The organism is Nocardia sp. FDAARGOS_372 (genome assembly GCF_002554515.1).
GTDB classification, from domain to species: Bacteria; Actinomycetota; Actinomycetes; order Mycobacteriales; family Mycobacteriaceae; genus Nocardia; species Nocardia farcinica.
Genome location: NZ_PDDW01000001.1, coordinates 5,463,932 through 5,490,096, shown reverse-complemented (window position 1 = coordinate 5,490,096; position 26,165 = coordinate 5,463,932). Strand labels below are relative to the sequence as shown.

At 72.8% G+C, this 26,165-nt stretch carries 1 protein-coding gene and 1 pseudogene; both read right to left on the bottom strand.

Annotation, left to right across the window (positions count from 1 at the left end; all coding sequences use genetic code 11):
- Positions 1–19: 19 nt before the first annotated feature.
- Positions 20–16,759, bottom strand: a complete 16,740-nt coding sequence (locus CRM89_RS25650; protein WP_098086519.1) for a non-ribosomal peptide synthetase — start codon at positions 16,757–16,759, stop codon at positions 20–22.
- A 176-nt stretch (positions 16,760–16,935) separates the two neighbouring features.
- Positions 16,936–25,998, bottom strand: a pseudogene (locus CRM89_RS25645) (amino acid adenylation domain-containing protein); the annotation flags it as partial.
- Between the last annotated feature and the right edge of the window lie 167 nt (positions 25,999–26,165).

Below are 26,165 nucleotides of genomic sequence, written 5' to 3'. Positions count from 1 at the left end.
CCGTCGCCTCGTCGTGACATCATGCCCGACCGGCCCCCGCGGGCAGGCCCGCACCCCCGGCGGCGAGTCGCGCCGCGAGCACGGGTCCGATCTGGGCGAGGGCGTGCGGCGCGGTCATCTCGTCGTGGGCGGCGTGCACCGGGTGATCGGCGACCTCGCCGTCGACGAAGGGACGCCACTTCGCGGCCGAGTTCTCCGGGTCGATACCGCGCACCAGGTTGGCGCCGAGGATGCGGGCGCTGAAGTAGTCGACCCGGCCGCGGAACACGCCGGGACGGTGCTCGCCGATCAGCTCCGCCGACCGGACGGCGCTGCGATAGACCCGGCCGAGCCGCTCGGGGGTCAGCGTCGACAACTCCGGCGGTATCGCCGCGTGCAGAGCGAGCAGCTCGTCCTCGCCCAGCGCGGGCGCCGGACTGTCGCCGAGCAGGTTGTCGGCCTGGATGCCGATCTCGGCGAGCGCGCCGCGCAGCGCGACCCGGAAATCGGCGGCGGCGATGTCGTGGTGGCTGTCCAGCAGCGCGAGCAGGGCGACCTGCTCCCCCGCCTCCTGCAAGGCGACCGCGACCGCGTGCGCCAGGATGCCGCCCAGCGACCAGCCGAGCAGGTGGTAGGGGCCGTACGGCTGGACCGAGCGGATCTCCGCCAGGCAGCGGGCGGCCATCTCGCCCAGCGACTCCGGCAGGTAGTCCGGTTCCGACAGCGCGGGCGATTGCAGACCGAGCACCGGCCGCCCCTGCTCCACGTAGGGCAACAGGCCCGCGTACCCCCACGACAGACCCGCCATCGGATACAGGCAGAACAGCGGTGGCAGTGTGCCCTCGCCGCGGATCGGCAGCAGCGGGCCGAGCGCGTCGGCGGTGCCCGCGTCGTAGTCCACGCCGTAGGCCTGTGCCTCGTCGATGCGGCGGGCCAGCGCGGCCACGGTGGAGTCGCTGAAGAACCACTGCACCCGGGTGTCCAAGTCGGCGTCCTGGCGCAGTCGGGCCACCACCCTGGTCGCGGCCAGTGAGTTACCGCCGAGTTCGAAGAAGTCGTCGTCGGCGCCGACGCGGTCGATCTCGAGCACATCGGCGAACACGGTGGCCAGCAGCCGCTCGGTGTCGGTGGCCGGTGCGCGGTAGGGCCGCACGGGCAGTTCGGGGACCGGCAGTGCCAGCCGGTCGAGTTTGCCGCTGGCGTTGAGCGGCAGCTCCGGCAGGGCCACCACCGCCGCCGGGACCATGTACGGCGGCAGCGCGGCCCTGGCGTGGGCCAGCAGCGCGCGCGGGTCGGCGACCACACCCTCCTCGGCCACGACATAGGCGACCAGGCGTTCGCCCGCCGCCGCCGACACCACCGAGGCCGCCGCGTGCCGCACGGCCGGATGCGCGAGCAGCACCGCCTCGATCTCGCCGAGTTCGATCCGCTGGCCGCGCAGCTTCACCTGGAAGTCGGTGCGGCCCAGGTACTCGAGCACCGCGCGTCCGTCCGCGCCGGTGCGCCAGCGCACCAGGTCGCCGGTGCGGTACATGCGTTCGCCGCCGTTGCGGGCGACGAACCGCTCCGCGGTCAGGCCGGGCGCGCGATGGTAGCCGCGCGCCAATTGCACGCCGGCGACGTACAACTCACCGGCCGCGCCGTCGGGCACCGGCCGCAGCTGGCGGTCGAGCACGTGCACGCGGGTGTTGGCGACCGGGGTGCCGATCGGGACGCCGGCGCCGTCGGCGTCGGCCGAGGCGCGCTCCTCGGTGACCACGGTCGCCTCGGCGGGTCCGTACCAGTTCAACAGGTCGACGCCGGGCAGCCGCTCGGCGAACATCGCCGCGGTCTCGGTGGCGAGCACCTCACCCGCGGCGAACACCCGCCGCAGCGAGGTGCGCCGGCCGGGCCGCACGTCGGCCAGGAAGGCATCCAGCATCGATGGCACGAAATGCACGGTGGTGACCCGGTGTTCGGCGACGACGCGGGCCAGGTAGCCGGGGTCGCGGTGGCCGTCGGGTTCGGCGATCACCACGCTCGCGCCGGTCTGCAACGGCCAGAACAGCTCCCAGGTGGAGATGTCGAAGGTGATCGGGGTCTTGTGCAGCACCACGTCGCCGCGGTCGTGCGGGTGGGTGAGCTGGGCCCAGCGGAACTGGTTGGCCATCTGCCGGTGCGTGATCGCCACGCCCTTGGGACGTCCGGTGGAGCCGGAGGTGTAGATGACATAGGCCAGGTCGTCGGGCGCGACGGCCACGCCCCGGTAGGGCCGCGCGGCGCGCTCGAGGGTGTCGACGGCCACCACCGGCACGCCGGTGCGGGTGGTGAAACCGTCGGCGGTCCTGGTCAACACGCACACCGGGGCCGCGCCGGCGAGCACGTACTCGTTGCGTTCCTCCGGATGGTCCGGATCGACCGGCACGTAGGCACCGCCCGCGCGCAACACCGCGTACACGGCCACCACCAGGTCGATGCTGCGCCGCATCGCGACCGCGACCAGCTTCTCCGGCCCGACACCGCGCGCGGCCAGCTCGCCGGCCAGGACCCGGGAGCGCCGGTCCAGCTCGGCGTAGCTGATCGTGGTGTCGCGGTAGCGCAGCGCGGTGGCCCGTGGCGTGCGCGCCACCTGGGCGTCGAACAGGGTCAGCAGGGTGGCCTCGTCGAGCAGTTCCGGCACCACGGTCGCGTTGCGGGCGAACAAGGCCGCGCGTTCGTCGGCCAGCAGGGCGTCCACCTCGCCGACCCTGGCGTGCGGCACCGCCACGAACTTGCCGATCAGCGCGGACAGCCGGGCCGCCAGGGTGCGGGCCGCCTCGGGGTCGAACAGGTCGCGCAGGTACTTCACCTGCACGCGCAACTGGTCACCGAGCGCCACGATCACCGTGACCGGGTAGTGCGTGCCGTCGGTGACGTGCACCCCGCTCACCGTCATGCCGTCGATCTCGCTGACCCGGCGCAGCCCTTCGTGATCGACCGGGTAGGACTCGAACACCACCAGCGAGTCGAACAGCGACTCGAGTCCGACGGCCTCCTGGATCTCGGCCAGACCGAGGTGGTGGTGTTCGAGCAGGGCGGCCTGCTCGTCCTGCACGGTGCGCAGCAGCGATTCCAGGGTGCGGGTCGGCGCGAGGCGGACCCGCACCGGCACGGCGTTGAGGAACAGCCCGACCATGGTCTCCACACCGTCGATGTCGGCGGGGCGACCGGAGACGGTGGCGCCGAACACCACGTCGTCGCGGTCGGTGCTGCGCCCGACCAGCAGCGCCCAGGCGGCCTGCACGACAGTGTTGACGGTGACGCCGACGCGGGCGGCCAGATGGGTCAGCGCCTCGGTCTGCGCGGTGGACATCGCGAAGCCCGCTTCGCCGATGCCCGCGGAGATCTCGTGGGTGGGCCGCTGAGCCAGCAGGGTGGGTTCGGTGACACCGTCCAGCGCCGCCCGCCAGGCCGCGATCGCGGCGTCGCGGTCCTGCGCGGCCAGCCACACCAGGTAGTCGCGGTAGGGCCGCACCTTGGGCAGGTGCCGCGACTGCGGCCCGAGCGCGTACACAGTGAGCAGCTCACGCATGAGCAGCGGTACCGACCAGCCGTCGAGCAGGATGTGGTGGCTGGTGACCACCAGGTGGTAGCGCTCGGGTGCGGTGCGCAGCAGGGTGAAACGCAGCAGCGGCGCCACCGCGGGATCGAAATGCTGGGCCAGTTCGGCGTTCTCGATGCGCTCGGCCTCGACCGGGATGACCTCGGGGTCGAGGTGGTCCAGCGCGATCTGCCGCCAGGGCGCCTGCACCCGGTCGGGCACCACCTGCACCGTGCTGCCGTCGGCGGTGTCGGCGAAGGCGACGCGCAGGTTGGCGTGCCGGTCCAGTACCGCTTGCGCGGCCGCGCGCAGGCGGCCGGGGTCGACCGCGCCGTCGAGGTCGAGCACGAACTGGATCATGTACGCGTCGATGGAGGCGTCGGCGAGCAGCGCGTGGAACAGCATGCCGGACTGCATCGCCGTCATCGGCCACACGTCGGCGAGCGCCGGCACGGTCTGGGTGAACCGGTCCAGGTCGGCCTGGCTCAGTCGCACCAGCGGGAAGTCCGAGGGCGTGTGCCCGCCCGACCCCGGCCGGGTGCCGTGCTCGGCCAGTCCGCCCAGTGCCCGCACCCAGTGCTCGGCGAAGGCACGCACCTGATCGGCGGTGAAGACCGCGGCCGCGAAATCGAACCGGGCCAGCAGGCCGGCGTCGGTGGCCTCGACGAGCAGATCGATCAGCAGATCGTCGGCCGGTGCGTCGGTGTGCACGCGGGCCGGGCCCAGGTCGCGGTAGCGCAGCCGGATCAGCCCCGGGCCGGGCAGCTCGATGCCGGGGTCGAGGTAGCGCAGCAGGCCGTAGCCGACACCCTCGCCGGGCACCGCGCGGCGCAGTTCCTTCACCCGGCCCAGCGCGGTGCCCGCGGCCGGGCCGCCGACCAGCGCGTCGGCCGGATCCAGCTCGCCCAGGCGCAGCGCGAGCGGGTAGTCGGTGGTGAACGCGCCGACGGCGTCGGTGTGGTCGCTGTCGCGGGCGTCCGCGCCGAGGCGGACCACGGTGCCCGCGGTGCGCACGACCGGCTCGTCGGCGGCGGTCCGCAGGGCCAGGGCGAGCGCGGTGAGCAGGACTTCGTCGATCCCGGCGTGATAGGCCTGGGCGGTGGTGGCGACCGCGGCGGCGCCCTCGGGGGTCATGGTGAGCGACACCCGCGAGCGCACCGAGAGATCCGCGCCGGGGGGTATCCGGCCGGAGTCGGCACCCATCGCGCGCCACCAGCCGAGTTCGGCGTGCACGGCCGGGTCGGCGGCGCGCGCGGCCAGCTCGCGCAGCAGGCCGGCCAGGCCCGTACCGGTGACGGCGGCGGCGTAGCGGCGCCGCGACCAGGCGGCGCCGAGCTGGTCGACGATCACCCGCCAGGAATGGTCGTCGAGCACCAGGCCGTTGGCGACCACCACCAGCTGGGCTCGGTCGTCGGGGCCGAGGTGCACGAAGCGGATATTGCGCCCCGCCTCCGGATCGAGGGCGGCCGCCGCGGCGGCGACCACGTCGTCGAGCGGGACGGTGTCGGCGGAGGTGTCCAGCAGCCGGAAGTACGGCTGGTCGGTGGGCGAGGGCGCCTCGGGCAGCACGAAGGCCGGTGGACGTCCGTCGGCGGCGGGCCGCAGCCGCGCCCACAGCATCGGGTTGCGGTCGAGCACGGTGTCGATGGCCTCGCGCACCGGCGGGTGCCCCGTCGGCAGGTCGAGGACGACGGCGCGGACCTCGACGCCGTCGGGGCGGGCGGCCAGCAGGCGCGCGGCGGCGGGGGTCAGCGGCAGTTCGCCGGTGCGCGCGGCGACGGGAGCGGGCTGCGGTGCGCCGGCGGCGGCCAGTCCCGCGACCGTACGCAGTTCGAACACCTGGCGCGGGGTGAAGGTGACGCCCCTGGCCCTGGCCCGGGCGACGACCTGGATGGCGGCGATGCTGTCACCGCCGATGGCGAAGAAATCGTCGTCGGCGCCGACGGTCTCGCGGCCGAGCACCTCCCCCACCACCTCGGCGACGACGCGCTCGGCCGGGGTCGCCGGGTCGCGGTGCGCGGTGGCGGTCGGCCGCGGGGCGGGCAGCGCGGCCCGGTCGACCTTGCCGACCGCGGTGAGCGGCAGTGCGTCGAGCACGACGATCGCCGCGGGCACCATGTATTCCGGCAGCCGGCTGCGCAGCCCGGCCAGCAGGGTCGCCTGTTCGGGTCGCGCGCCGTCGGCGGCCACCACGTACGACACCAGCATGGGGGCGCGGCCGGGCTGCTCGCGCCCGATCGTCACGGCCTGCGCGACGCCGGGCTGGGCGGCCAGCGCCGCGTCGATGTCGCCCAGTTCGATCCGGAACCCGCGCACCTTCACCTGGAAGTCGGTGCGGCCCAGGTACTCCAGCTCGCCGTCGGCGGTCCGGACGACGAGATCGCCGGTGCGGTACATGCGCTCACCGGCGGTGCCGCCCGCCTCGGCGGCCAGCGGGTCGGCGACGAACCGTTCGGCGGTGGCCGCCGCGCGGCCGTGGTATCCGCGGGCCAGCTGCACCCCGGCGAGGTACAGCTCGCCCGGGACGCCGACCGGCACCGGCCGCAGCATCGCGTCGAGCACGTAGACCCGGCTGTTCCATTCCGGCGTGCCGATCGGCACGCTCGCGGTGTCGGCGTCGGTGACCTCGTGCGCGGTGATCGACACCGCGGCCTCGGTGGGCCCGTACAGGTTGTACAGCGTCGCGCCGCCCGCCCGGATCCGGGCGGCGAGCGCGGGCGGCAGTGTCTCGCCGATGGCCAGCACCTGCCGCACGGTGGCGGGCAGCGTGCCGCCCGCCTCGGTGGTCAGCGCGTCGAGCTGGGCGGGTACCGCGTGCAGGGTGGTGACGCCGGTGTCGCGGATCAGGGCGTTCAGATAGGACGGGTCGCGGTGGCCGTCGGCGTCGGCGACGATGAGCCTGCCACCGCCGACGGCGGCCGACCAGAACTCCCAGACCGACAGGTCGAAGGTGGCGGCGGTGTCGAGCAACACGACGGTGTCCCGGTCCAGGCCGAATTCCGCGGCTTCCCACAGCAATTGGTTGACGATCGCGGCGTGCGTCACGGCCACGCCCTTGGGCACGCCGGTCGAGCCGGAGGTGAAGATCACGTAGGCGGTGTTGGCGTCGACCAGCATCCCGTTGCGCTCGGACGGCGCGATCGAGGCGGTCGAGATCGCCGACAGGTCGAGGGTGTCCACCGACACGGTGAGCGCCACGCCGGTGTCGAACGCGTCGCGGGTGGTGGTGAGCACGCAGACCGGCGCGGCGGTGCGCAGGATGTGTTCGACCCGGTCGAGCGGCTGATCGGGGTCGATGGGCACATAGGCCGCACCGGCTTTGGCGACGGCGTACATCGACACGACCAGGTCGACGCCGCGGCGCATGGCCAGCGCCACCCGGTCCTCCGGGCGCACGCCGCGCCGGATCAGGTGCCTGGCCAGGCGGTTGACCCGCTGGTCGAGGTCGGCGTAGCTGAGCCGGACGGTGCGGCCGCGCTCGTCGGCGAGCAGGGCGGGGGCGTCGGGGTCGCGGGCGACGGTGTCGTCGAGCAGCGACGCGAGGGTGGCGCGCGGGTCGATCCAGTGCTCGGTCTCGTTCCAGTCGCGCAGGATGGTCGCGCGCTCGGCGGGGGCGAGCACGTCGATCGCCGCGACGCGGGCCGCGGGGTCGGCCAGGACGGAATCGACGACGCGCACGAACCGCTGGGCGATGGCGCGGACCGTGGCCTCGTCGAACAGGTCGGTGGCGTAGCTGAATTCGGTGACGATCTCGGCGGGCGCGCCGTCGGCGTCGTAGCGGTCGGTGACGGTGAGTTGCAGGTCGGTCTTGGCCAGGTGGGTGTCGAACTCCAACGGCCGCACCCGCAGTCCGGGCAGCTCGAAGGTGGTCTCGCGCAGGTTCTGGAACGACAGGCCCACCTGGAACAGCGGGTTGCGGGCGGTCGAGCGAGCCGGGTTGAGCACCTCCACCAGCCGCTCGAAGGGCACGTCGGCGTGGTCGAAGGCGGCCAGGTCGCCCTCGCGGACCTCGGCGAGCAGATCGGTGAACGAGTCGCCGGGGCGCACCTGCGTGCGGAAGACGACGGTGTTGACGAACATGCCGATCAGGTCGTCGAGTTCGCGTTCGCCCCGCCCGGCCAGCGGGGTGCCGACCGCGATGTCACCGGTGCCCGACAGCTTGGCCAGCAGCACCGCGAACGCGGCGTGCACGACCATGAACAGCGAGGCCCGGTGTTCGCGGGCCAGTGCCTGCAGTGCGGCGTGCCGGTCGGCGTCGAGCACCTCGCGCACCACCGCGCCGCGGAAGGACTGCACCGGCGGGCGCGGCCGGTCGGTGGGTAGTTCCAGCTGGTCGGGCAGGCCGGCCAGCCGCGCGCGCCAGTAGGCGATCTGGTTGGCGGCGAGCGAACCCGGGTCGTCCTCGCTGCCCAGCACCGCGGCGTGCCAGAGCGCGTAGTCGGCGTACTGGATCGGCAGCGGCGTCCAGCGCGGCGCGGTGCCGTGCAGGCGGGCGGTGTAGGCGACCATCACGTCGCGGGCCAGCGGGGCCATCGAGGCGCCGTCGGCGCTGACGTGGTGCACCACGAACGCGAGCACGTGCTCGTCCGGGGCCGGGCGCAGCAGCGCGACGTGGAACGGTATCTCGCGGGTCACGTCGAAGGTGCGGCGCGCCAGGTCCACCACGGTGTCGAGCAGCGCGTCCTCGCGCACCTCGACCGGGGTGAGCGCGGCGGCATCGGCGGACACCGGATGGATGAGCTGGCGGGGTTCCTCGTCGCCACCGGGGTAGGTGGTGCGCAGCACTTCGTGGCGTTCGAGCACGTCGGCCACGGCGCGGGCCAGGGCGGCCACGTCCAGCTCGCCCGACATCCGCACCGCCGTCGCGATGTTGTCGACGGCGGAGGCGGCGGTGTCGAACTGGTTGAGGAACCAGTAGCGGCGCTGGGCGGGCGAGAGCGGTATGCGCTCCGGGCGCGGCCCGGCGACCAGCGGCGGCCGCGCCGGGACGGGGGCGGCGGCTTCGACCCGGGCGGCGAGCCCGGCGACGGTCGGCGCGTCGAACAGTTCCCGCACCTCGATCCGGGTGCCGAGGGTGGCCGAGAGCCGGGCCACCACCTGGGTGGCGATCAGCGAGTTGCCGCCGAGGGCGAAGAAGTCGTCGTCGGCGCCGATCGGTTCGGCGCTGCCCAGCGCCTCGGCGAACAGCGAGGCGACCAGTTCCGCCACTCGCCCGCGGGGCGCGCGGAACTCGCCGGTGCGCAGCACGGGCGCGGGCAGGGCCTTCCGATCCAGTTTGCCCGCCGGCGTGAGCGGGAGGGTGTCGAGCACGGTGACCGAGGTGGGCACCATGTGCCGGGGCAGGGCGAGCGCGGCGGCGGCCAACAGGTCGTCCGGGTCGACGTGCGCGCCGGGCACGGGATGCACATAGGAGGCCAATACGGTGGCGCCGCTGTCGAGTTCGTGCCCGACGGTGACCGCGAAATCGACGTCGGCGTGCGCGCTCAGCACCGCGTCGATCTCACCGAGCTCGATCCGGAAGCCGCGGATCTTCACCTGGAAGTCGTTGCGGCCCAGGTATTCCAGGTCGCCGGAGACGGTGCGGCGCACCAGGTCGCCGGTGCGGTACATGCGGCTGCCGTCGGCGGCGAGCGGATCGGCGACGAAACGGTCTGCGGTGAGCGCGGGCCGGTGCAGGTAGCCGCGGGCCAGGGCGGCGCCCGCGACGTAGAGTTCGCCGGTCACCCCGGCGGGCACCGGCCGCAGCCGCCGGTCGAGCACGTAGGCGGCCAGCCCGCGGATGGGCGCGCCGATCGTGATGGGCCGGTCGGGGGTCATGGGGTCGGTGACCGAGGTCATGATGGTCGCCTCGGTCGGGCCGTAGGCGTTGAAGAACAGCAGTGTGCCCGCGTCGACGGGGGCCGCCCAGCGCCGCAGCAGCTCCGGCGGGCAGGCCTCGCCCGCGGTGATCAAGACCCGCAGCGCGTCCTGGCCCGCGGGGTCGAGTCCGGCGAGCGCGGCCGGGGTGATGACGGCGTGGGTGACCTGTTCGCGGTGCAGCACCTCGGCCAGGTCGCCCCCGCCGAACACACTGGGCGCGACCGCGATCAGGGTCGCCGCGCCACCGACGGCCAGCAGCAGCTCGAACACCGAGGCGTCGAAGGACGGCGAGGCGAAGTGCAGCACCCGCGCGTGCGGGGTCACCCGGAACCGTTCGCGCTGTTCCGCCACGAGCGCGGCGAGCCCGGCGTGGGTCACGGTGACGCCCTTGGGTGTTCCGGTGGAGCCGGAGGTGTAGATGACGTAGGCCGGGTGGGCGGGCCGCAGCGGGCGCGCCCGGTCGGCGTCGGTGAGCGGCCGGGCGGAGAAGCGGGCCAGCCGGGCGACGAAGGCGATGTCGTCGAGCAGCAGCCAGCGCACGTCGCCGGGCAGTGCCGCGACCTCGTCACACACGGTCAGGCCGAGCACGGCGCCGGAGTCGGCGAGCATGTGCGCGATCCGCTCGGCCGGGTAGGCGGGGTCGACGGGCAGGAACGCGGCGCCGCTCTTGGCGACCGCCCAGACGGCGAGCACCGATTCCACCGAGCGCGGCGCGGCCACGGCGACCACGTCCTCGGGGCCGACGCCGCGGTCGACGAGTTCGCGGGCCAGCAGGGTCGAGCGGGCATCGAGTTCGGCGTAGTCGAGCGCGCCGAGCCGCTCCACGGCGTCGGTGAACACCACGGCGCTGCCCCGCGGTGCGGCCGCGACGGCGTCGGCCAGCAGCTGCGGCAGGGTGCGGTCGGCGCGGACCGGGATGTCGGCGGGCCGCAGGTGCCGCAGGTCCAGGTCGTCGAGCAGGTCGATGTCGCCGATCGGTTGTTCGGGGTCGGCGGCCACCGCGGCGGCCAGCTGGGCGAACCGGCGGGCGAAGCCCTGCACGGTGAGGGTGTCGAAGATGTCGGTGGCGTAGGTGAACACACCGGCCAGCTCGGCGGGCTCGCCGTCGGCGGTCTGCCCGGCCTCGACGTGCAGCAGCAGGTCGAACTTGGCGGCCAGCGGGCCGGAGTCCATCGCGGTGACGGTGAGCCCGGGCAGTTCGAGCACCGGCTGGGTGAGGCTCTGGAAGCCGAGCACCACCTGGAACAGCGGGTTCGCGGCGCCGACCCGGCCGGGGGCGACGGCCTCCACGACCCGCTCGAAGGGCAGGTCGGCGTGGGCGAAGGCGGCGAGGTCGGTTTCCCGGGCGGCGGTGAGGAGGTCAATGAAACGCGCGTCGGGGTCGACCTCGGTGCGCAGGGTCAGGGTGTTGACGAACATGCCGACCAGGTCGTCGAGCGCGCGTTCGCCGCGCCCCGCCACCGGGGTGCCGACGGCGATGTCGGATTCGCCGCCGAGCCGTGCCAGCAGCGCGGCGAGCAGGGCGTGCACGACCATGAACAGCGAGGCGTGGTGGGCACGGGCCAGTTCGGCCAGTGCGCCGTGGATCTCGGCGGGCAGCGCGAACCGGACCGAGGCGCCGCGGGTACCGGTGCTCGCGGTCCTGATCCGGTCCTGGGGCAGGATCGGGCCGGGGCGCAGGCCCGCCAGGCGGTCGCGCCAGTAGGCGAGTTGCCGGGCCGCGGGCGAGTCGGGGTCGTCCTCCTCCCCCAGTACCGCGCGCTGCCACAGCGCGTAGTCGGCGTACTGCACCGGCAGCGGCGCCCAGGCCGGTTCCTGTCCCTGGGAGCGGGCCAGGTAGGCGGTCATCAAGTCGCGGGCCAGCGGGCCGAGCGAGGCGCCGTCGGCGCTGATGTGGTGGGCGACGAGCACCAGCAGGTGCTTGTCGGGGACGCCGCCGTTGAGCAGGGCGATGCGCACCGGGACCGCCTCGGTCACATCGAATCCCGAGGCGATGAGGTCGAGCACCCGGCCCATGATGTCGGCGGGCCGCTCGACGCGCAGACCGCCGGGCAGCACCTCGTCGACGGCGAGGATCTCCTGGTAGGGCAGGTCGTCGGGGCCGATCGGGAAGCGGGTGCGCAGTGCCTCGTGCCGGTCGAGCACGTCGTCCACGGCGGCACGCAGCGCGTCGACGTCGAGGTCGCCGGCGATCTGCAGGGCGAAGGGAATGTTGTAGGTGGCCGAGGCCGGGTCCATCCGGTTGAGCACCCACATGCGCTGCTGGGCCAGCGACAGCGGCACCCGCTCCGGACGCGGGCGCGCCACCAGCGGTATCCGGGTCCCCGCGGCCGAACCGGGCACGATCCGCGCGGCCAGCGCGCCGACGGTCGGCGCCTCGAACAGCTCGCGCACCTCGAGACCCACCTCGAGCGCCTCGTTGACACGGGCGATCACCCGGGTGGCCAGCAGCGAGTTGCCGCCGAGCGCGAAGAAGTCGTCGTCGAGGCCTACCTCGGCCCGGCCGAGCAGCTCGCCGAAGACCGCGGCCACGGTCTGCTCGATGGGGGTGGCGGGGGCGCGGAAGTCGTGCGCGCCGACGAAGACGGGGGCGGGGAGGGCCTTGCGGTCCAACTTGCCCGACGCGTTCGTCGGGAACGCATCCAACACCACAATCGCCGCAGGCACCATGTACCCCGGCAACACCGCCGACAACCCAGCCCGCACCGCAGCCACATCCACCGACGCATCCGACCCCGCCACCACATAACCCACCAGCTGATCACCGGCATGCGGATCCGAACGCACCACCACCACCGACTGAGCAACACCCGGCTGCGCCGACAACGCCGCCTCGATCTCACCCAACTCGATCCGCAGACCACGCAACTTCACCTGGAAGTCCGTACGCCCCAAATACTCCAACTCACCGGACTTCGTCCACGCCACCAGATCACCGGTGCGATACAACCGCGAACCCACACCACCGAACGGATTCGCCACAAACCGATCCGCCGTCAAATCCGGCCGACCCAAATACCCCAACGCCAGCTGATCACCAGCCAGATACAACTCACCCGCAACACCCGGCGCCACCGGATGCAACCGCGCATCCAACACGAACACCCGCGTGTTCCACACCGGACGACCGATCGGCACCGACACCACATCCGCAGCCGTCACCTCGTGATAAGTGACATCCACCGCAGCCTCGGTCGGACCATACAAATTATGCAACCGCGCACCGGTCAACTCACACAACCGCCGCGCCGTCGCCGCAGGCAACGCCTCACCCGACGCGAACACCTGCCGCAACCGCGGCAGTGCCGTGCGGGCGTCGGATCCGTACTCGGCCAGCGCCGCCACGAACACCGCCAGCATCGAGGGCACGAAATGCACGACCGTCACCTCGAATTCGGCCATCGCGCGCGCCAGGTACGCCGGATCGCGGTGTCCGTCCGGGGCGGCCAGCACCAGTCGCGCGCCGGTCTGCAACGGCCACAAGAACTCCCACACCGACACGTCGAAGGTCGCCGGGGTCTTCTGCAACACCGCGTCCTCGGCACCGATCGGGTACTGCGCCTGCATCCACAGCAGCCGGTTCACGATCGCGGCATGACCGACCGCCACACCCTTCGGGCGGCCCGTCGAACCGGAGGTGAAGATCACGTAGGCGATGTCGGCGGGCGTGATCGGCCGGGGTCGTTCCACATCGGCGACCGGACCGTCGGGGACGCCGTCGAGGTCGAGTGCGTCGATCGCGATCGTGGGCGCGACGGCGCTGCTGCGCACGGCGTCGGCGCGGGTGGTGAGCACCAGGGCGGGTGCGGCGGTGCGCAGGATGTGCTCGGTGCGCTCGGCGGGCTGATCGGGATCGAGCGGCACATAGCCCGCGCCCGCCTCCAGCACCGCGTACAGGGCGACCACCAGGTCGACCGAGCGCCGCATGCCCAGCGCGACAAGGGTTCCCGGTCCGACACCGGAGAGCAGCAGGGCCCGGGTGAGCCGGTGCACCCGCGCCGCGAACTCGGCGTAGGTCAGCTCGATGCCCTCGGCCACCAGGGCGACAGCTTCCGGATCGCGTGCCACCCGCGCTTCGAACAGGTCGACGAGCGTGCGGGCCGGCACCGGATGCCCGGTGGCGTTCCAGTCCGCGAGCACCCGGTCGCGTTCCCCGGCGACGAGCAGGTCGAGATCACCGACGACCTGCCGGGTGTCCGACACCATCGCGGCCAGCACCCGCCGGAACCGCTCGGCGAACGCGCGCACCGTCGCCTCGTCGAACAGGTCGGTGGCATAGGTGATCTCGGCGGCGAGCCCCGCGGGGACGCCGTGCCGGTCGGTGGCCTCCGCCAGGGTGAGGTGCAGGTCGAACTTGGCCAGCGGGAGCGTGGCGTCGACGCCGGTCGCGGTCAGACCCGGCAGGTCGAGGCCGCCCAGGCGCAGGTTCTGGAAGGTGAGCATGACCTGGAACAGCGGATGGTGCGCGGCCGAGCGCGGCGGGTCGAGCAGTTCCACGAGCCGCTCGAACGGCAGTTCGGCGTGTTCGAAGGCCGCCGCGTCGACCGCCCTGGTCCGGGTGAGCAGCTCGTCGAAGGTGGCGGCGCCGTCGATGTCGGTGCGCAGCACCAGTGTGTTGACGAACATGCCGACCAGGTCGTCGAGGGCGGGCTCGCCGCGCCCGGCGACCGGGGTGCCCACCGCGATGTCGGTGCGCCCGGACAGCCGCGCCAGCAGCACGGCCAGCGCCACGTGCGCGACCATGAACAGCGTCGCGTTGTGCCTGCGCGCCAGCTCGGCCAGGGTGGCGTGGGTGTCGGCGTCGATGTCGAAGCTCACCGTGGCGCCGCGATACGAGGCGGTCTGCGGGCGCGGCCGATCGGTGGGCAGCGCGAGCAGTTCGGGAAGATCGGCCAGCCGCTGCCGCCAGTAGGCGACCTGGCGGGCCAGCACGGAGTCCGGATCGTCTTCGCCGCCGAGCACCTCGCGCTGCCACAGCGCGTAATCGGCGTACTGCACGGGCAGCGGTGCGAGTTCGGGGGTCTTGCCCTCGACCCGCGCGGCGTAGGCGGTCATCAGGTCGCGGGTCAGCGGCCGCATGGAGAAGCCGTCGCCCGCGATGTGGTGCACCACGCACACCAGCACGTATTCGCGGTCGTCGATCGCCAGCAGCCGCAGCCGGACCGGCGGCGCGGCGGTCACGTCGAAGCCCTCGGTCACCGCGGCCGCGACCCGGTCGGCCACGCTGTCCTCGGTCACCGAGATCAGCGACAGCTCGGGCAGGGCGCGCGGGTCGTCGATGGGCAGCACCACCTGCACGCCCGCACCGTCGACCTCCGGATAGACGGTGCGCAGCACCTCGTGCCGCTCGACCACGTCGGCGATCGCGGCGCGCAGCGCGGGTACGTCCAGCGTGCCCGACAACCGCACCGCCACCGGAATGTTGTTGACCCCGCTGCCCGGATCGAACCGGTTGAGGAACCACATCCGCTGCTGGGCGTACGACAGCGGCACCCGCGCCGGGCGCGGCATCGGCCGTAACGGCGGGCGCGCGGGGGCGTCCATGCTCTCGATGAGCGCGGCCAGCCCGGCCACGGTCGACTTCTCGAACATCACCCGCACCGGCACCGCCAGCCCGACGGCGCTGCCGATCCGCGCGACGGCCTGGGTGGCCAGCAGCGAGTTGCCGCCGAGCTCGAAGAAGTCGTCGTCGGCGCCGATCCGCTCCTCCGGTCCGGCGTCGGGGCGCAGCAGCGCGGCGAAGACGTCGGCGATGATCTGCTCGAGCGGCGTGGCCGGCGGGCGATAGGCCTTGACGGCGAACTGCGGCGCGGGCAGCGCGTCGCGGTCCAGCTTGCCCACCGCGTTCAGCGGCAGCTCGTCGAGCACCACGATCGCGGCCGGAACCATGTAGGACGGCAACGATTTCCGGACGAACTCGAGCACCTCGGCGGTGTCCACGGCCGAGCCCGCCCGCGACAGCACATAGGACACCAGCGCGGGCGCACCCGAGGGCAGGGTGCGGCCGACGGTCGCGGCGAAATCGATGTCCGGGTGGGCGATCAGCGCGGTGTCGATCTCGCCGAGTTCGATCCGCAGCCCGCGGATCTTCACCTGGAAATCGGTGCGGCCCACGTACTCGAACGTGCCGTCTTCGTGGCGGCGCACCAGGTCGCCGGTGCGGTAGAGCCGGTTGCCGTCGCCGTCGAACGGGTCGGCCACGAACCGGGCGGCGGTCAGGCCCGGCCGCGCGTGATAGCCGTGCGCCAGCGACGGACCGGCCAGATACAGCTCACCGACCACGCCGGGCGGCACCGGCCGCAGCCGGGAGTCGAGCACGTAGGCGCCGACACCGGGCAGGGCCCCGCCGAGGGTGACCTCCTCGTCCGGGTGCAGCGGCGCCGAGGCGGTGACGATGACGGTGGTCTCGGTCGGCCCGTAGACGTTGTGGATGGTGCGGCCCGGCCGGTCCCAGCGGCTCACCAGGTCGGGGTTGAGCTTCTCGCCGCCGACGATGAGCGTGTGCACCGAGGCCAGCCCGAACGGGTCGACCGATTCCAGCGCCGCGGGCGTCATCAACAGGTGGGTGACCCCTTCGCGGCGGATCAGCTCGGCCAACTCCCGCCCGCCGTAGACCTCCGGCGGCGTGACCACCAGCGTGGCGCCCTGCGGGAAGGTGAACAGCATTTCCATCAGGGAGAAGTCGAAACTCGGCGAACTCAGGTGGGTCACCTTGTCGCCGATCCCGATGCCCAGTTGCGCGCCCACCCCGGCGACCGCGGACAAACCGCCGTGCGGCACCACCACGCCCTTGGGCAGGCCGGTGGAGCCGGAGGTGTAGATGACCCAGGCCGGATGCTGCGGGGTGAGGGTGCGCACCCGGTCGGCGTAGGAGATCGGGTGGCCGGGGTGCGCGGCGATGCGCTCGGCGCGCACCGGGTCGTCCAGCTCGATCCAGTAGGCGCTGGTGCCGAGCACCGCGCGGTGGCGGGCGGTGGTGAGGCCGTATTCGACGCCGGAATCGCGCAGGATGTGGGCGATCCGGTCGGGCGGGTACGTCGGGTCGATCGGGACATAGGTGGCGCCGGTCTTGGCGATCGCCCACAGCGCCAGCACCGAGCCGATGGAGCGGGAGATGCCCATGGCGACCATGTCGCCGGGACCGATTCCCCGCCCGATCAGTTCCCGGGCCACCCGGGAGGAGGCCTCGTCGAGTTCCCGGTAGGTGAGTTCGACCCGGTCGTCGGGATCACCGGTCGGGTCGAAGCACACGGCGATGGCGTCGGCCGCCGATTCCACCGCCGCGGTCAGCAATTGCGCGAGCAGCGGTGTTCCCGATCGGCGGCGGCGGCCTTCACGGCTGGAACGTCGGGCAGTGTCCATACGCGCCTGTTCACCTCTCGGGTCGAGCAACCACACCCGTGCACCGCGTGCTGCGGACTTCCACGGCGATCCCGGGCACGCAACAATAACTGCCCGCGATGCTCTGCACATCGGTCGGACAGCGCGCATCATTGCAGCCGCGGTCCCGGTAGGCTACTCCGATCACAAACCGGACATCAGGTTCGGTCTGTCGCCGCCTCGTGCGCCGCGTTCAGCTCGTCGAGCGTCCGTCCGATCACCGCGAGACCGGCCGCCGTGGTCATCCGCCAGTGCGTGGTGGGCACCGCGATGGTGCGGATGGGTCCGTCGACCGCCGTGGCCCAGGTGGCCGCGCCCACGCTGCCGGTCGGATCGTCCTCGGCGGCGGCGAAATAGACCAGTTCACCGGCGAACCGACGGGGTCGGTACCGCTCGGTGACAGTCGCCGATCGAACGGCGGCGTCGAGGACCCGGGCGATGCGGTCGGCACCGAAGGAGGCGAACGGTTCGGGCAACTCGGCCAACCGGCGCGCGAGGCCGGCGGGATCGGCCCCGTCCACACCGTCGCCGACGGCCAGGTCCACGCCGGGGGCGTCGTCGCCGAGCAGGCCGCCGAGCAGTTCGGCCAGCGGCGCCTCCCCGGCCGGGATCGCGGACTCGGCGATCTCCGAACGCAGGTAGCTGTCCATCATCGCCAGCAGTTCGACCTGCTCGCCCTCGGCTTGCAGTTGCACCGCGATGGCGTGCGCGAGCACACCGCCCAGCGACCAGCCCAGCAGGTGATACGGTCCGCGCGGCTGCACCGACCGGATCTCCTCCAGGTAGCGCAGCGCCCACTTCTCGGTGGAGTCGGGCAACGTCTCGTCCGACCCGAGGGCCGGGGACTGCAGGCCGTAGATCGGCCGGTCGCCGCCCAGATGCGCGGCGAGCCCGGCGAAGGACCAGGCGATGCCGCCGAACGGGTGGATGCAGAACAGCGGCGCGCCCGTCCCCGCCCGCAGCGGCAACAGCACGTCGAACGCCGCACCGGCATCGAACGCCGACGCACCATCGGCACGTTCCGCGGCACCAGCATCGAGCACCTGCCCGGCGATCCCGGCCGGAGTCGGCGTGGTGAACAGCCACACCACCGGCACCCGCAGCCCGAGTTCCTCGCCCAGCCGGGCCGCCGCCCGAGTGGCGACCAGCGAATTGCCGCCGAGTTCGAAGAAGCTGTCGTCCATGCCGACCGACTCGAGACCGAGCACCTCGGCGAAGACCCCGGTGATGGTGCGTTCCACCGGCGTTCGGGCCTGCCGCTGCGAGCGGGCGGCGAATTCCGGCTCGGGCAACATCTTCCGGTCGAGCTTGCCGTTGGCGTTGAGCGGCAGCTCGGCGAGCAGCACGAAGGCGGCGGGCACCATGTAGGAGGGCACCAGCGCGGCCAGGTGTGCGCGCAACGCTTCGGCGTCGAGCTCGCCGCTTCCCGGCTCGGGCACGACATAGCCCACGAGCTGGTCGCCCAGCTGCGCGTCGGTGTGCACCACGACGACAGCCTGGCGGACCGCGTCGTGGCCGAGCAGCGCCGTCTCGATCTCGCCGAGCTCGATCCGCAGACCGCGCACCTTGACCTGGAAGTCGGTGCGGCCCAGGTATTCCACCTGTCCGTCGGCGGTCCAGCGCACCAGGTCGCCGGTGCGGTAGAGCCGCTCCCCGTCGCCGAAGGGGCTGGCCACGAACCGGGCGGCGGTGAGGTCGGGGCGACCGAAATAGCCGTGCGAGAGCTGGATACCGGCGTGGTAGAGCTCGCCGGCGACACCGACCGGGACCGGCCGCAGCCGGTCGTCGAGCACGTAGGCGCGCACGTTCCAGATGGGGGCGCCGATGGGCACGATGCCTACGGCGTCGGCGGGCACCCGCGCGGTCATGGTGACGACCGCGGTTTCGGTCGGGCCGTAGAGGTTGTCCAGCCGGGCCCGCGAGACCCGGCGCGCGGCCGCGGCCGTCTCGGCGGACAGCGCCTCACCGGCCAGCCAGATCACCCGCAGCGTGTCCAACGCGGCACCGTCGAGGGTGTCGACGATGGCGCGCAGCATCGACGGCACGAACGGGATGACGGTCACCCGCTCGGCGGCGATCACCTCGGCGAGGTAGCGCGGATCGCGGTGCCCGTCGCGGCCGGCGATCACCACCCGGCCGCCGGTGACGAAGGGCACGAACACGTCCCACACCGACATGTCGAAGGTGATGGTGGTCTTGAACAGTGACACGTCGGCGGCGCCGATCCCGTACTCGGCGACGAACCAGCGCACATGGTTGGCGACCGCGCGGTGCGGCACGGCGACGCCCTTGGGCCGTCCGGTCGAGCCGGAGGTGAACAGGATGTAGGCGGTGTCCGCCGGGCGCAGCGGCGCGCGGCGGTCGGCGTCGGTCACCGGATCGGCCGGGTAGCCGGACAGGTCCAGCGCGTCCACCTGGATCACCGGTGCCCGCTCGGTGCGGAAATCGGCGGCGGCGTGGGTGAGCACACAGCTCGGCTCGGACAGGTCGAGCACGTAGGCGGTGCGCTCGGCCGGGTGGTCGGGATCCACCGGCACGTACGCCGCGCCCGTGCGCAGCACCGCGTGGATCGCCACCAGCAGATCGACCGACCGGTGCAGTGCGACCACGACCCGGGAACCGGGTCCGACACCCAGCGAGATCAGATGCCGGGCAAGGCGATTCGCCCGGGCGTCGAACTCGGCGTAGCTGACTTCGCTGCGCTGATCGGTGAGTGCGCCGTCGACCAGCGCCACCGCGTCGGGGTCGATGCGGGTGCCGGTGGCGACCAGCGAGACCAGCGTGGCCGACTCGTCGAGCGGGTGCGCGGTGGCGTTGCGGGTGGTCAGTACCTCGGTGCGTTCGGCGTCGGTGAGCCAGTCGACGTCACCGACCGGACGGCCGGGTTCCTCGGCGAGCGCGGCCAGGACGCGTTCGAACCGCCGCGCGAAGCCTTCGATGGTGGCCGCGTCGAACAGGCTGGTCGGGTAGACCACCTTGCCCGCGATACCGGTGGGTTCGCCGTGCTCGTCGTAGCCGTCGGCGACCATCAGCTGCAGGTCGTATTCGGTCTGCTCGGACTCGAACTCCATGGCCGAGACCGACAGGCCGGGCAGCTCGAGACCGGCGCGGGCCTGGTTCTGGAAGGCCAGCATCACCTGGAACACCGGGTGCCGGGCGGTGGAGCGCACCGGGTTGAGGACGTCGACCAGATGCTCGAACGGGACGTCGGCGTTGGCGTAGGCGGCCAGGTCGGTGTCGCGCTGGCGGGCGAGCAGCTCGGTGAACGGGGTGGCGGAGTCGACCCGGGTGCGCAGCACCAGGGTGTTGACGAACATGCCGACCAGATCGTCGAGTGCGGCGTCACCCCGGCCCGCCACGGGCGTGCCGATGGCGATGTCGTCGGCGCGCGACCAGCGGGCGAGCAGCACCGCCAGCGCCGTGTGCACGACCATGAACAGCGTCGCGTGCTGCGCGCGCGCCAGCTCCAGCAGCGCGCGGTGGGTCCGCGCGTCGATGTGCACGGCCACCGCGCGGGCCGCGGTCTCCTGGATGGCGGGCCGCGGCCGGTCGAACGGCAGGCTCAACGCGTCCGGCAGACCGGCCAGCGCGGTGCGCCAGTACGCCAGCTGGCGGGCGGCCGGGGAGGCCGGGTCGTTCTCGTCGCCGAGCAGTTCGCGCTGCCACAGGCTGAAGTCGGCGTACTGCACCGGCAGCGGTTGCCACGACGGCGCCTCGCCGATCTCGCGGGCGGCGTAGGCGACCATCAGGTCGCGGGTGAAGGGGGCCATCGACCAGCCGTCGGCGGCGATGTGGTGCACGACCAGCACGAGCACGTGCTCGGCCGGATCTTCGGCCACGCGGAACAGCACGGCCCGCACCGGTACCTCGCGGGTGACGTCGAAGCCGGTCCCCAGCTCGGCCGCGATGTGCTCGCGCAGCGCGGCGGCCGGCACGACGCGCGGGGTGAGGTCGGGCACCACGTGGTCGACCGGCAGGACGACCTGGTGGGCGGTGCCGTCGTGCGCGGGGTAGACCGTCCGCAGCACCTCGTGCCTGGCCAGCACGTCGGCGACGGCCTGCTGGAGCGCGGGCACCGACAGGGTGCCGGTCAGCCGGACCGCGGCCGGGATGTTGTAGACGGCGGCGCCGCCGTCGATGCCGTTGAGCAGCCACATGCGCTGCTGGGCCGGCGACAGCGGAATCCGCTCCGGGCGCGGCCGCGGCGTGAGCGCCGGGCGCCGTCCGGCGCCCGCCTGTGCCTCCACCCGGACCGCCAACGCGGCCACGGTGGCGGCCTCGAACAGCAGCCGGACCGGCACCTCGGTGTCGAGTGCGGCGCCGATCCGGGCAGCGGCCTGGGTCGCGATCAGCGAGTTGCCGCCGAGGGCGAAGAAGTCGTCGTCGGCGCCGACGCGCTCGACCCCGAGCACATCGGTGAAGATCTCGGCGACGATCTCCTCCACCGGTGTGGTGGGCGCGCGGAACTCACGGAGCTCGAACACCGGCTCCGGCAACGCCTTCCGGTCGAGTTTGCCGTTGACGTTGAGCGGCAGCGCGTCGAGCACCACGAACGCGCTCGGCACCATGTACGACGGCAGCTCGGTGGCCAGCGCGGTCTTGATCGCCGCGGTGTCGACCTCGGCCGCGGGATCGGCGGGCACCACGTACCCGACGAGCCGATCACCGGTGTGCGGGTCCGAGTGCGCGGCCACCGCGGCCGCCGCCACGCCCGGCTGCGCCTGCAACACGGCCTCGATCTCGCCGAGTTCGATGCGGAAACCGCGGATCTTCACCTGGAAGTCGGTGCGCCCCCGGTAGTCCAGCTCCCCCGCGGCGTTCCACGCCACCACGTCGCCGGTGCGGTACATCCGCGCACCGGGCGTGAACGGGTTCGCGACGAACCGCTCGGCGGTCAGCTCGGGCCGCCCGAAGTAGCCGCGCGCCAATTGCGCACCCGCCAGGTACAACTCACCGGACACGCCGACCGGCACCGGCCGCAGCCTGCCGTCGAGCACGTAGACGCGGCTGTTCCACTCCGGCGCGCCGATCGGCACCGTCGACCGGTCGGCCTCGGTGACGAGGTGGTTGGTGATGGAGACGGCCGCCTCGGTGGGACCGTACAGGTTGAACAGCGCGGTGCCGGTGCGCAGCGCGCGTTGCGCCGACGCCGCGGGCAGCGCCTCACCGATCGCGAGCACCCGCCGCAGCGAACCGGGCAGTGCGTCGCCGGAGGCGGTGAGCAGCGCGTCCAGCATGGACGGCACCAGGTGCAGGGTGGTCACGCCCTCGCGCGCCATCAGCTCGGTGAGATAGGCGGGGTCGCGGTGCCCGTCGGGGCTCGCGATCACCAACCGCCCGCCGCAGGCCGCGGCCGACCAGAACTCCCACACCGACAGGTCGAAGGTGGCGGCCGTCTTGAGCAGCACCGCGTCGTCGGCGGTGAGCTCGAATTCGCTGATCTTCCACCGCAACTGGTTCACCACGGCGGCGTGCGGCACCGCCACGCCCTTGGGCCGTCCGGTGGAACCGGACGTGAAGATGACATAGGCGGTGTGGTCCGGGCGCAGCGGGGCGAGCCGGTCGGCGTCGGTGACCGGGGCCGGCGGGGTGACGGCCACCTCGGCGCCGTCGACCGCCAGCACCGGGGCGATGTCGGAGGTGAAACCCGTCGCGCGGTCGGTGAGGACCAGCACCGGTGCGGCCGTGCGCAGGATGTAGTCGGTACGTTCGGCCGCCTGATCCGGGTCCACCGGCACATACGCACCACCCGCACGGGCGACCGCATACATCGCCACCACCAGATCGACACCGCGCCGCAGCGCCAACGCCACCCGATCCTCGGGGCCGACCCCGCGCGAGATCAACACGCGCGCAACACTGTTGACCCGGGCGTCGAGTTCGGGCCAGGACACCCGGCCGCCGTCGGGGCCGACCAGCGCGACCGCGTGCCCGGAGGCGGCGGCCGCCGAGGCGTCCAGCAGATCGGCGAGCGTGCCCGGGGTGAGCGGATGGTCGGTGGCGTTGACGTCCACGAGCAGGCGCTGCCGCTCGGCGGGCTCGAGCAGGTCCAGGTCGCCCACGGCGGTGCGCGGCGCGGCCACGACCGCGCGCAGCAATCGCACGAAACGCTCCACGAACACCTCGGCGGTCGCCCGGTCGAACAGCGCCGTGGCGTAGGTCAGGGCGCCGCCCATGCCCGCGGGCGCGCCGCTCTCGTCGTAGCGGTCGCCCACGATCCAGTGCAGATCGAACTGCGAGACATGCACATCCACATCCAGACCCGACACGCGCAGCCCCGGCAACTCCAGGCTCGCCTCGGCCAGATTCTGGAACGACAGGCCCACCTGGAACAGCGGATGCCTGGCCGTGGAGCGCACCGGGTTGAGCACCTCGACCAGCCGCTCGAACGGCACATCCGCGTGCGCGAACGCTTGCAGATCCGTTTCGCGCTGGCGGGCCAGCAGCTCGGTGAAGGGTTCCGCGCCGTCGACGCGGCTGCGGAAGACCAGCGTGTTGACGAACATGCCGATCAGGTCGTCCAGCACCGCCTCACCACGACCGGCGATCGGCGTGCCCACCGCCACGTCGTCACCACCCGACAACCGGGCCAGCAACACCGCCAACGCCGTGTGCACAACCATGAACAACGTCGCACCCTCGGCCCGCGCCAACTCCACCAGCCCACGGTGCAACTCGGCATCGATGCGAATGTCGACCACGCTGCCCTGGAACGACTGCACGGCCGGGCGGGGTCGGTCGGTCGGCAGATCCAGCTGATCCGGCAGACCGGCCAGCTGGTCACGCCAGTAGGCGATCTGCTTGGCGGCGGGCGATTCCGGATCGTCCTCGCTGCCCAGCACCTCGCGCTGCCAGATGCTGTAGTCGGCGTACTGCACCGGCAACGGCGCCCACTCCGGGGCGCGCCCGGCCGCCCGCGCCGCGTAGGCCGTCATCAGATCCCGCGTCAACGGCCCACCCGACGAGCCGTCACCGGAGATGTGGTGCACCGACATCGCGAGCACGAAGTCCTCGGCCGTCACCCGGAACAGCACCACCCGCAGCGGCACCTCCCGGGTGACGTCGAACCCGGCACCGAGCAGTTCCGCCACCGCGGCGCGCACCTGCTCGGGCGCGACGTCGCGCACCTCCAGCTCCGGCGAGGCGTCCCCGGCCGGGAGGATCACCTGCACCGGACCGTGCGCGGTTTCGGGATAGACGGTGCGCAGCACCTCGTGCCGCGCCACCAGATCCGCGATCGCCTGCCCGAGCGCGGGCACGTCCAGCGCGCCGGACAACCGGATCGCGATCGGGATGTTGTAGGCGGCCGACTCGGGCTCGAACCGGTTGAGGAACCACATCCGCTGCTGTGCCAGCGACAGCGGGATCCGCTCGGGGCGCGGGCCCGAGCGCAGTTCGGTGCGTCCCCCCTGCCCGGACAGTTCGGCGATCCGCTCGGCCAGCCTGGCCACCGTCGGCGCCTCGAAGATGAGCCGGGTGGGCACCTTGGTCTCCAGCAGCGCACCCAACCGGGCCGCCACCTGGGTGGCGATCAGCGAGTTGCCGCCCAGCTCGAAGAAGTCGTCGGCGGCGCCGATCGGGGAACCGTCGCCCACCACGTCGTCGAAGACCTGCGCCACCATCTCCTCGAACCGACCGGCGGGCGCGCGGAACTCCTTGGTGTGCAAGGCCGGAGCCGGCAGCGCGCGGCGGTCCAGCTTGCCGACCGGGGTCAGCGGGATCTCGTCGAGCACGGTGATCGAGGTGGGCACCATGTGCGCGGGCAGCTGCTGCTCGGCCAGCGCGGTGAGTTCGGCGGTGTCGAGCGGGCTGCCGTCGGCGGCATGCACGTACGCGGCGAGGATGGTGCTGCCGTTGTCGAGCCGGTGCCCGACGGTCACCGCGAAATCCACGTTCTCGTGCGATGCCAGCACCGCGTCGATCTCGCCCAGTTCGATCCGGAAGCCGCGGATCTTCACCTGGAAGTCGTTGCGGCCCAGGTACTCCAGCGCACCGGATGCGGTCCGGCGGACCAGGTCACCGGTGCGGTACATGCGCGCGCCGTCCCCGGTGAACGGGTTGGCCACGAACCGCCCCGCCGTCATCCCCGGGCGGTTCCCGTAGCCGCGGGCGAGCTGCGCGCCGGACAGATACAGCTCACCCACCACACCGGTGGGCACCAGCCGCAGCCGCGAATCGAGCACGTAGGCGGCCACATTGCGGATCGGCGCGCCGATCGTCACCAGCTCCCCCGGCCGCAGCGGTTCGCTGATGTTGGTCATGATGGTGGTCTCGGTGGGGCCGTAGCCGTTGTAGAACTCGCGCACCGAGCCACCGGCCAGCGGCACCGCCCAGCGGCGCACCAGCTCCGGCGGGCAGGCCTCGCCGCCGGCCACCACCACGCGCAGATCGTCGAGTCCGGTGGGGTCGATGGAGGCCAGCGCGGCCGGGGTGATGAACGCGTGCGTCACCCCGGTGCGACGCAGCAGCCCCGCCAGCTCGGCGCCGCCGTACACCGTGGGCGAGACCACGACCATCGTCGCCGCGCCACCGAGCGCCAGCAACAGTTCCAGCACCGAGGCGTCGAACGAGGGCGAGGCGAAGTGCAGCGTGCGCGACTCCTCGGTGACCCGGTACCGCTCGCGCTGTTCCTCGCAGAAGCTCGCCAGCCCGGCCTGGGTGACGACCACGCCCTTGGGCAGACCGGTCGAGCCGGAGGTGTAGATGACATAGGCCGGATGCTCGGCCAGCAGCGGACGCACCCGATCCGCGCCGGTGACCGGCTCGCCGGACTGCGCGGCGAGCAGGTCGACGGTGGCCGGGTCGTCGAGCACCAGCCATTCCACGTCGCCGGGCAGGTCGTCGCGCACGTCGGCGACGGTGATGCCGACGACGGCGCCGGAGTCGCCGAGCATGTGCGCGACCCGGTCGGCGGGATAGTTCGGATCGACCGGCACGAAACCCGCGCCGGTCTTGGCCACCGCCCAGCAGGCCAGCACCGAGTCGACGGAGCGCGGGATGCCCAGCGCGACGAGATCCTCCGGGCCGATGCCGCGCGCGATGAGCGCCCGCGCCAGGCGAGTGGACCGCTCGTCCAGTTCGGCGTAGGTCAGCTGACCGAGGGTGTCGGTGGCGTCCGCGCACAGCACGGCGACGCCGGCCGGATTGGCCTCCACGGCCTTGGCCATCAACTGCGGGAGGGCGGTGAGGCGGGGGCGGCGGGTCCGTGCGGGCCGCACGCGGGTGGGGCGGGTCATGCGCCCGCTCCGACGCTCACGACGCGCTGCGAGGTCGTCTGCCACATACCCAACCGATCAACCATCCGGAACTTCCTACCACTTCTGCCGAGCGTGCACCGCCCGTCGGAGACACGGCCTGCGGTGCGTCGCCATCTACCCTGTCACGTCAT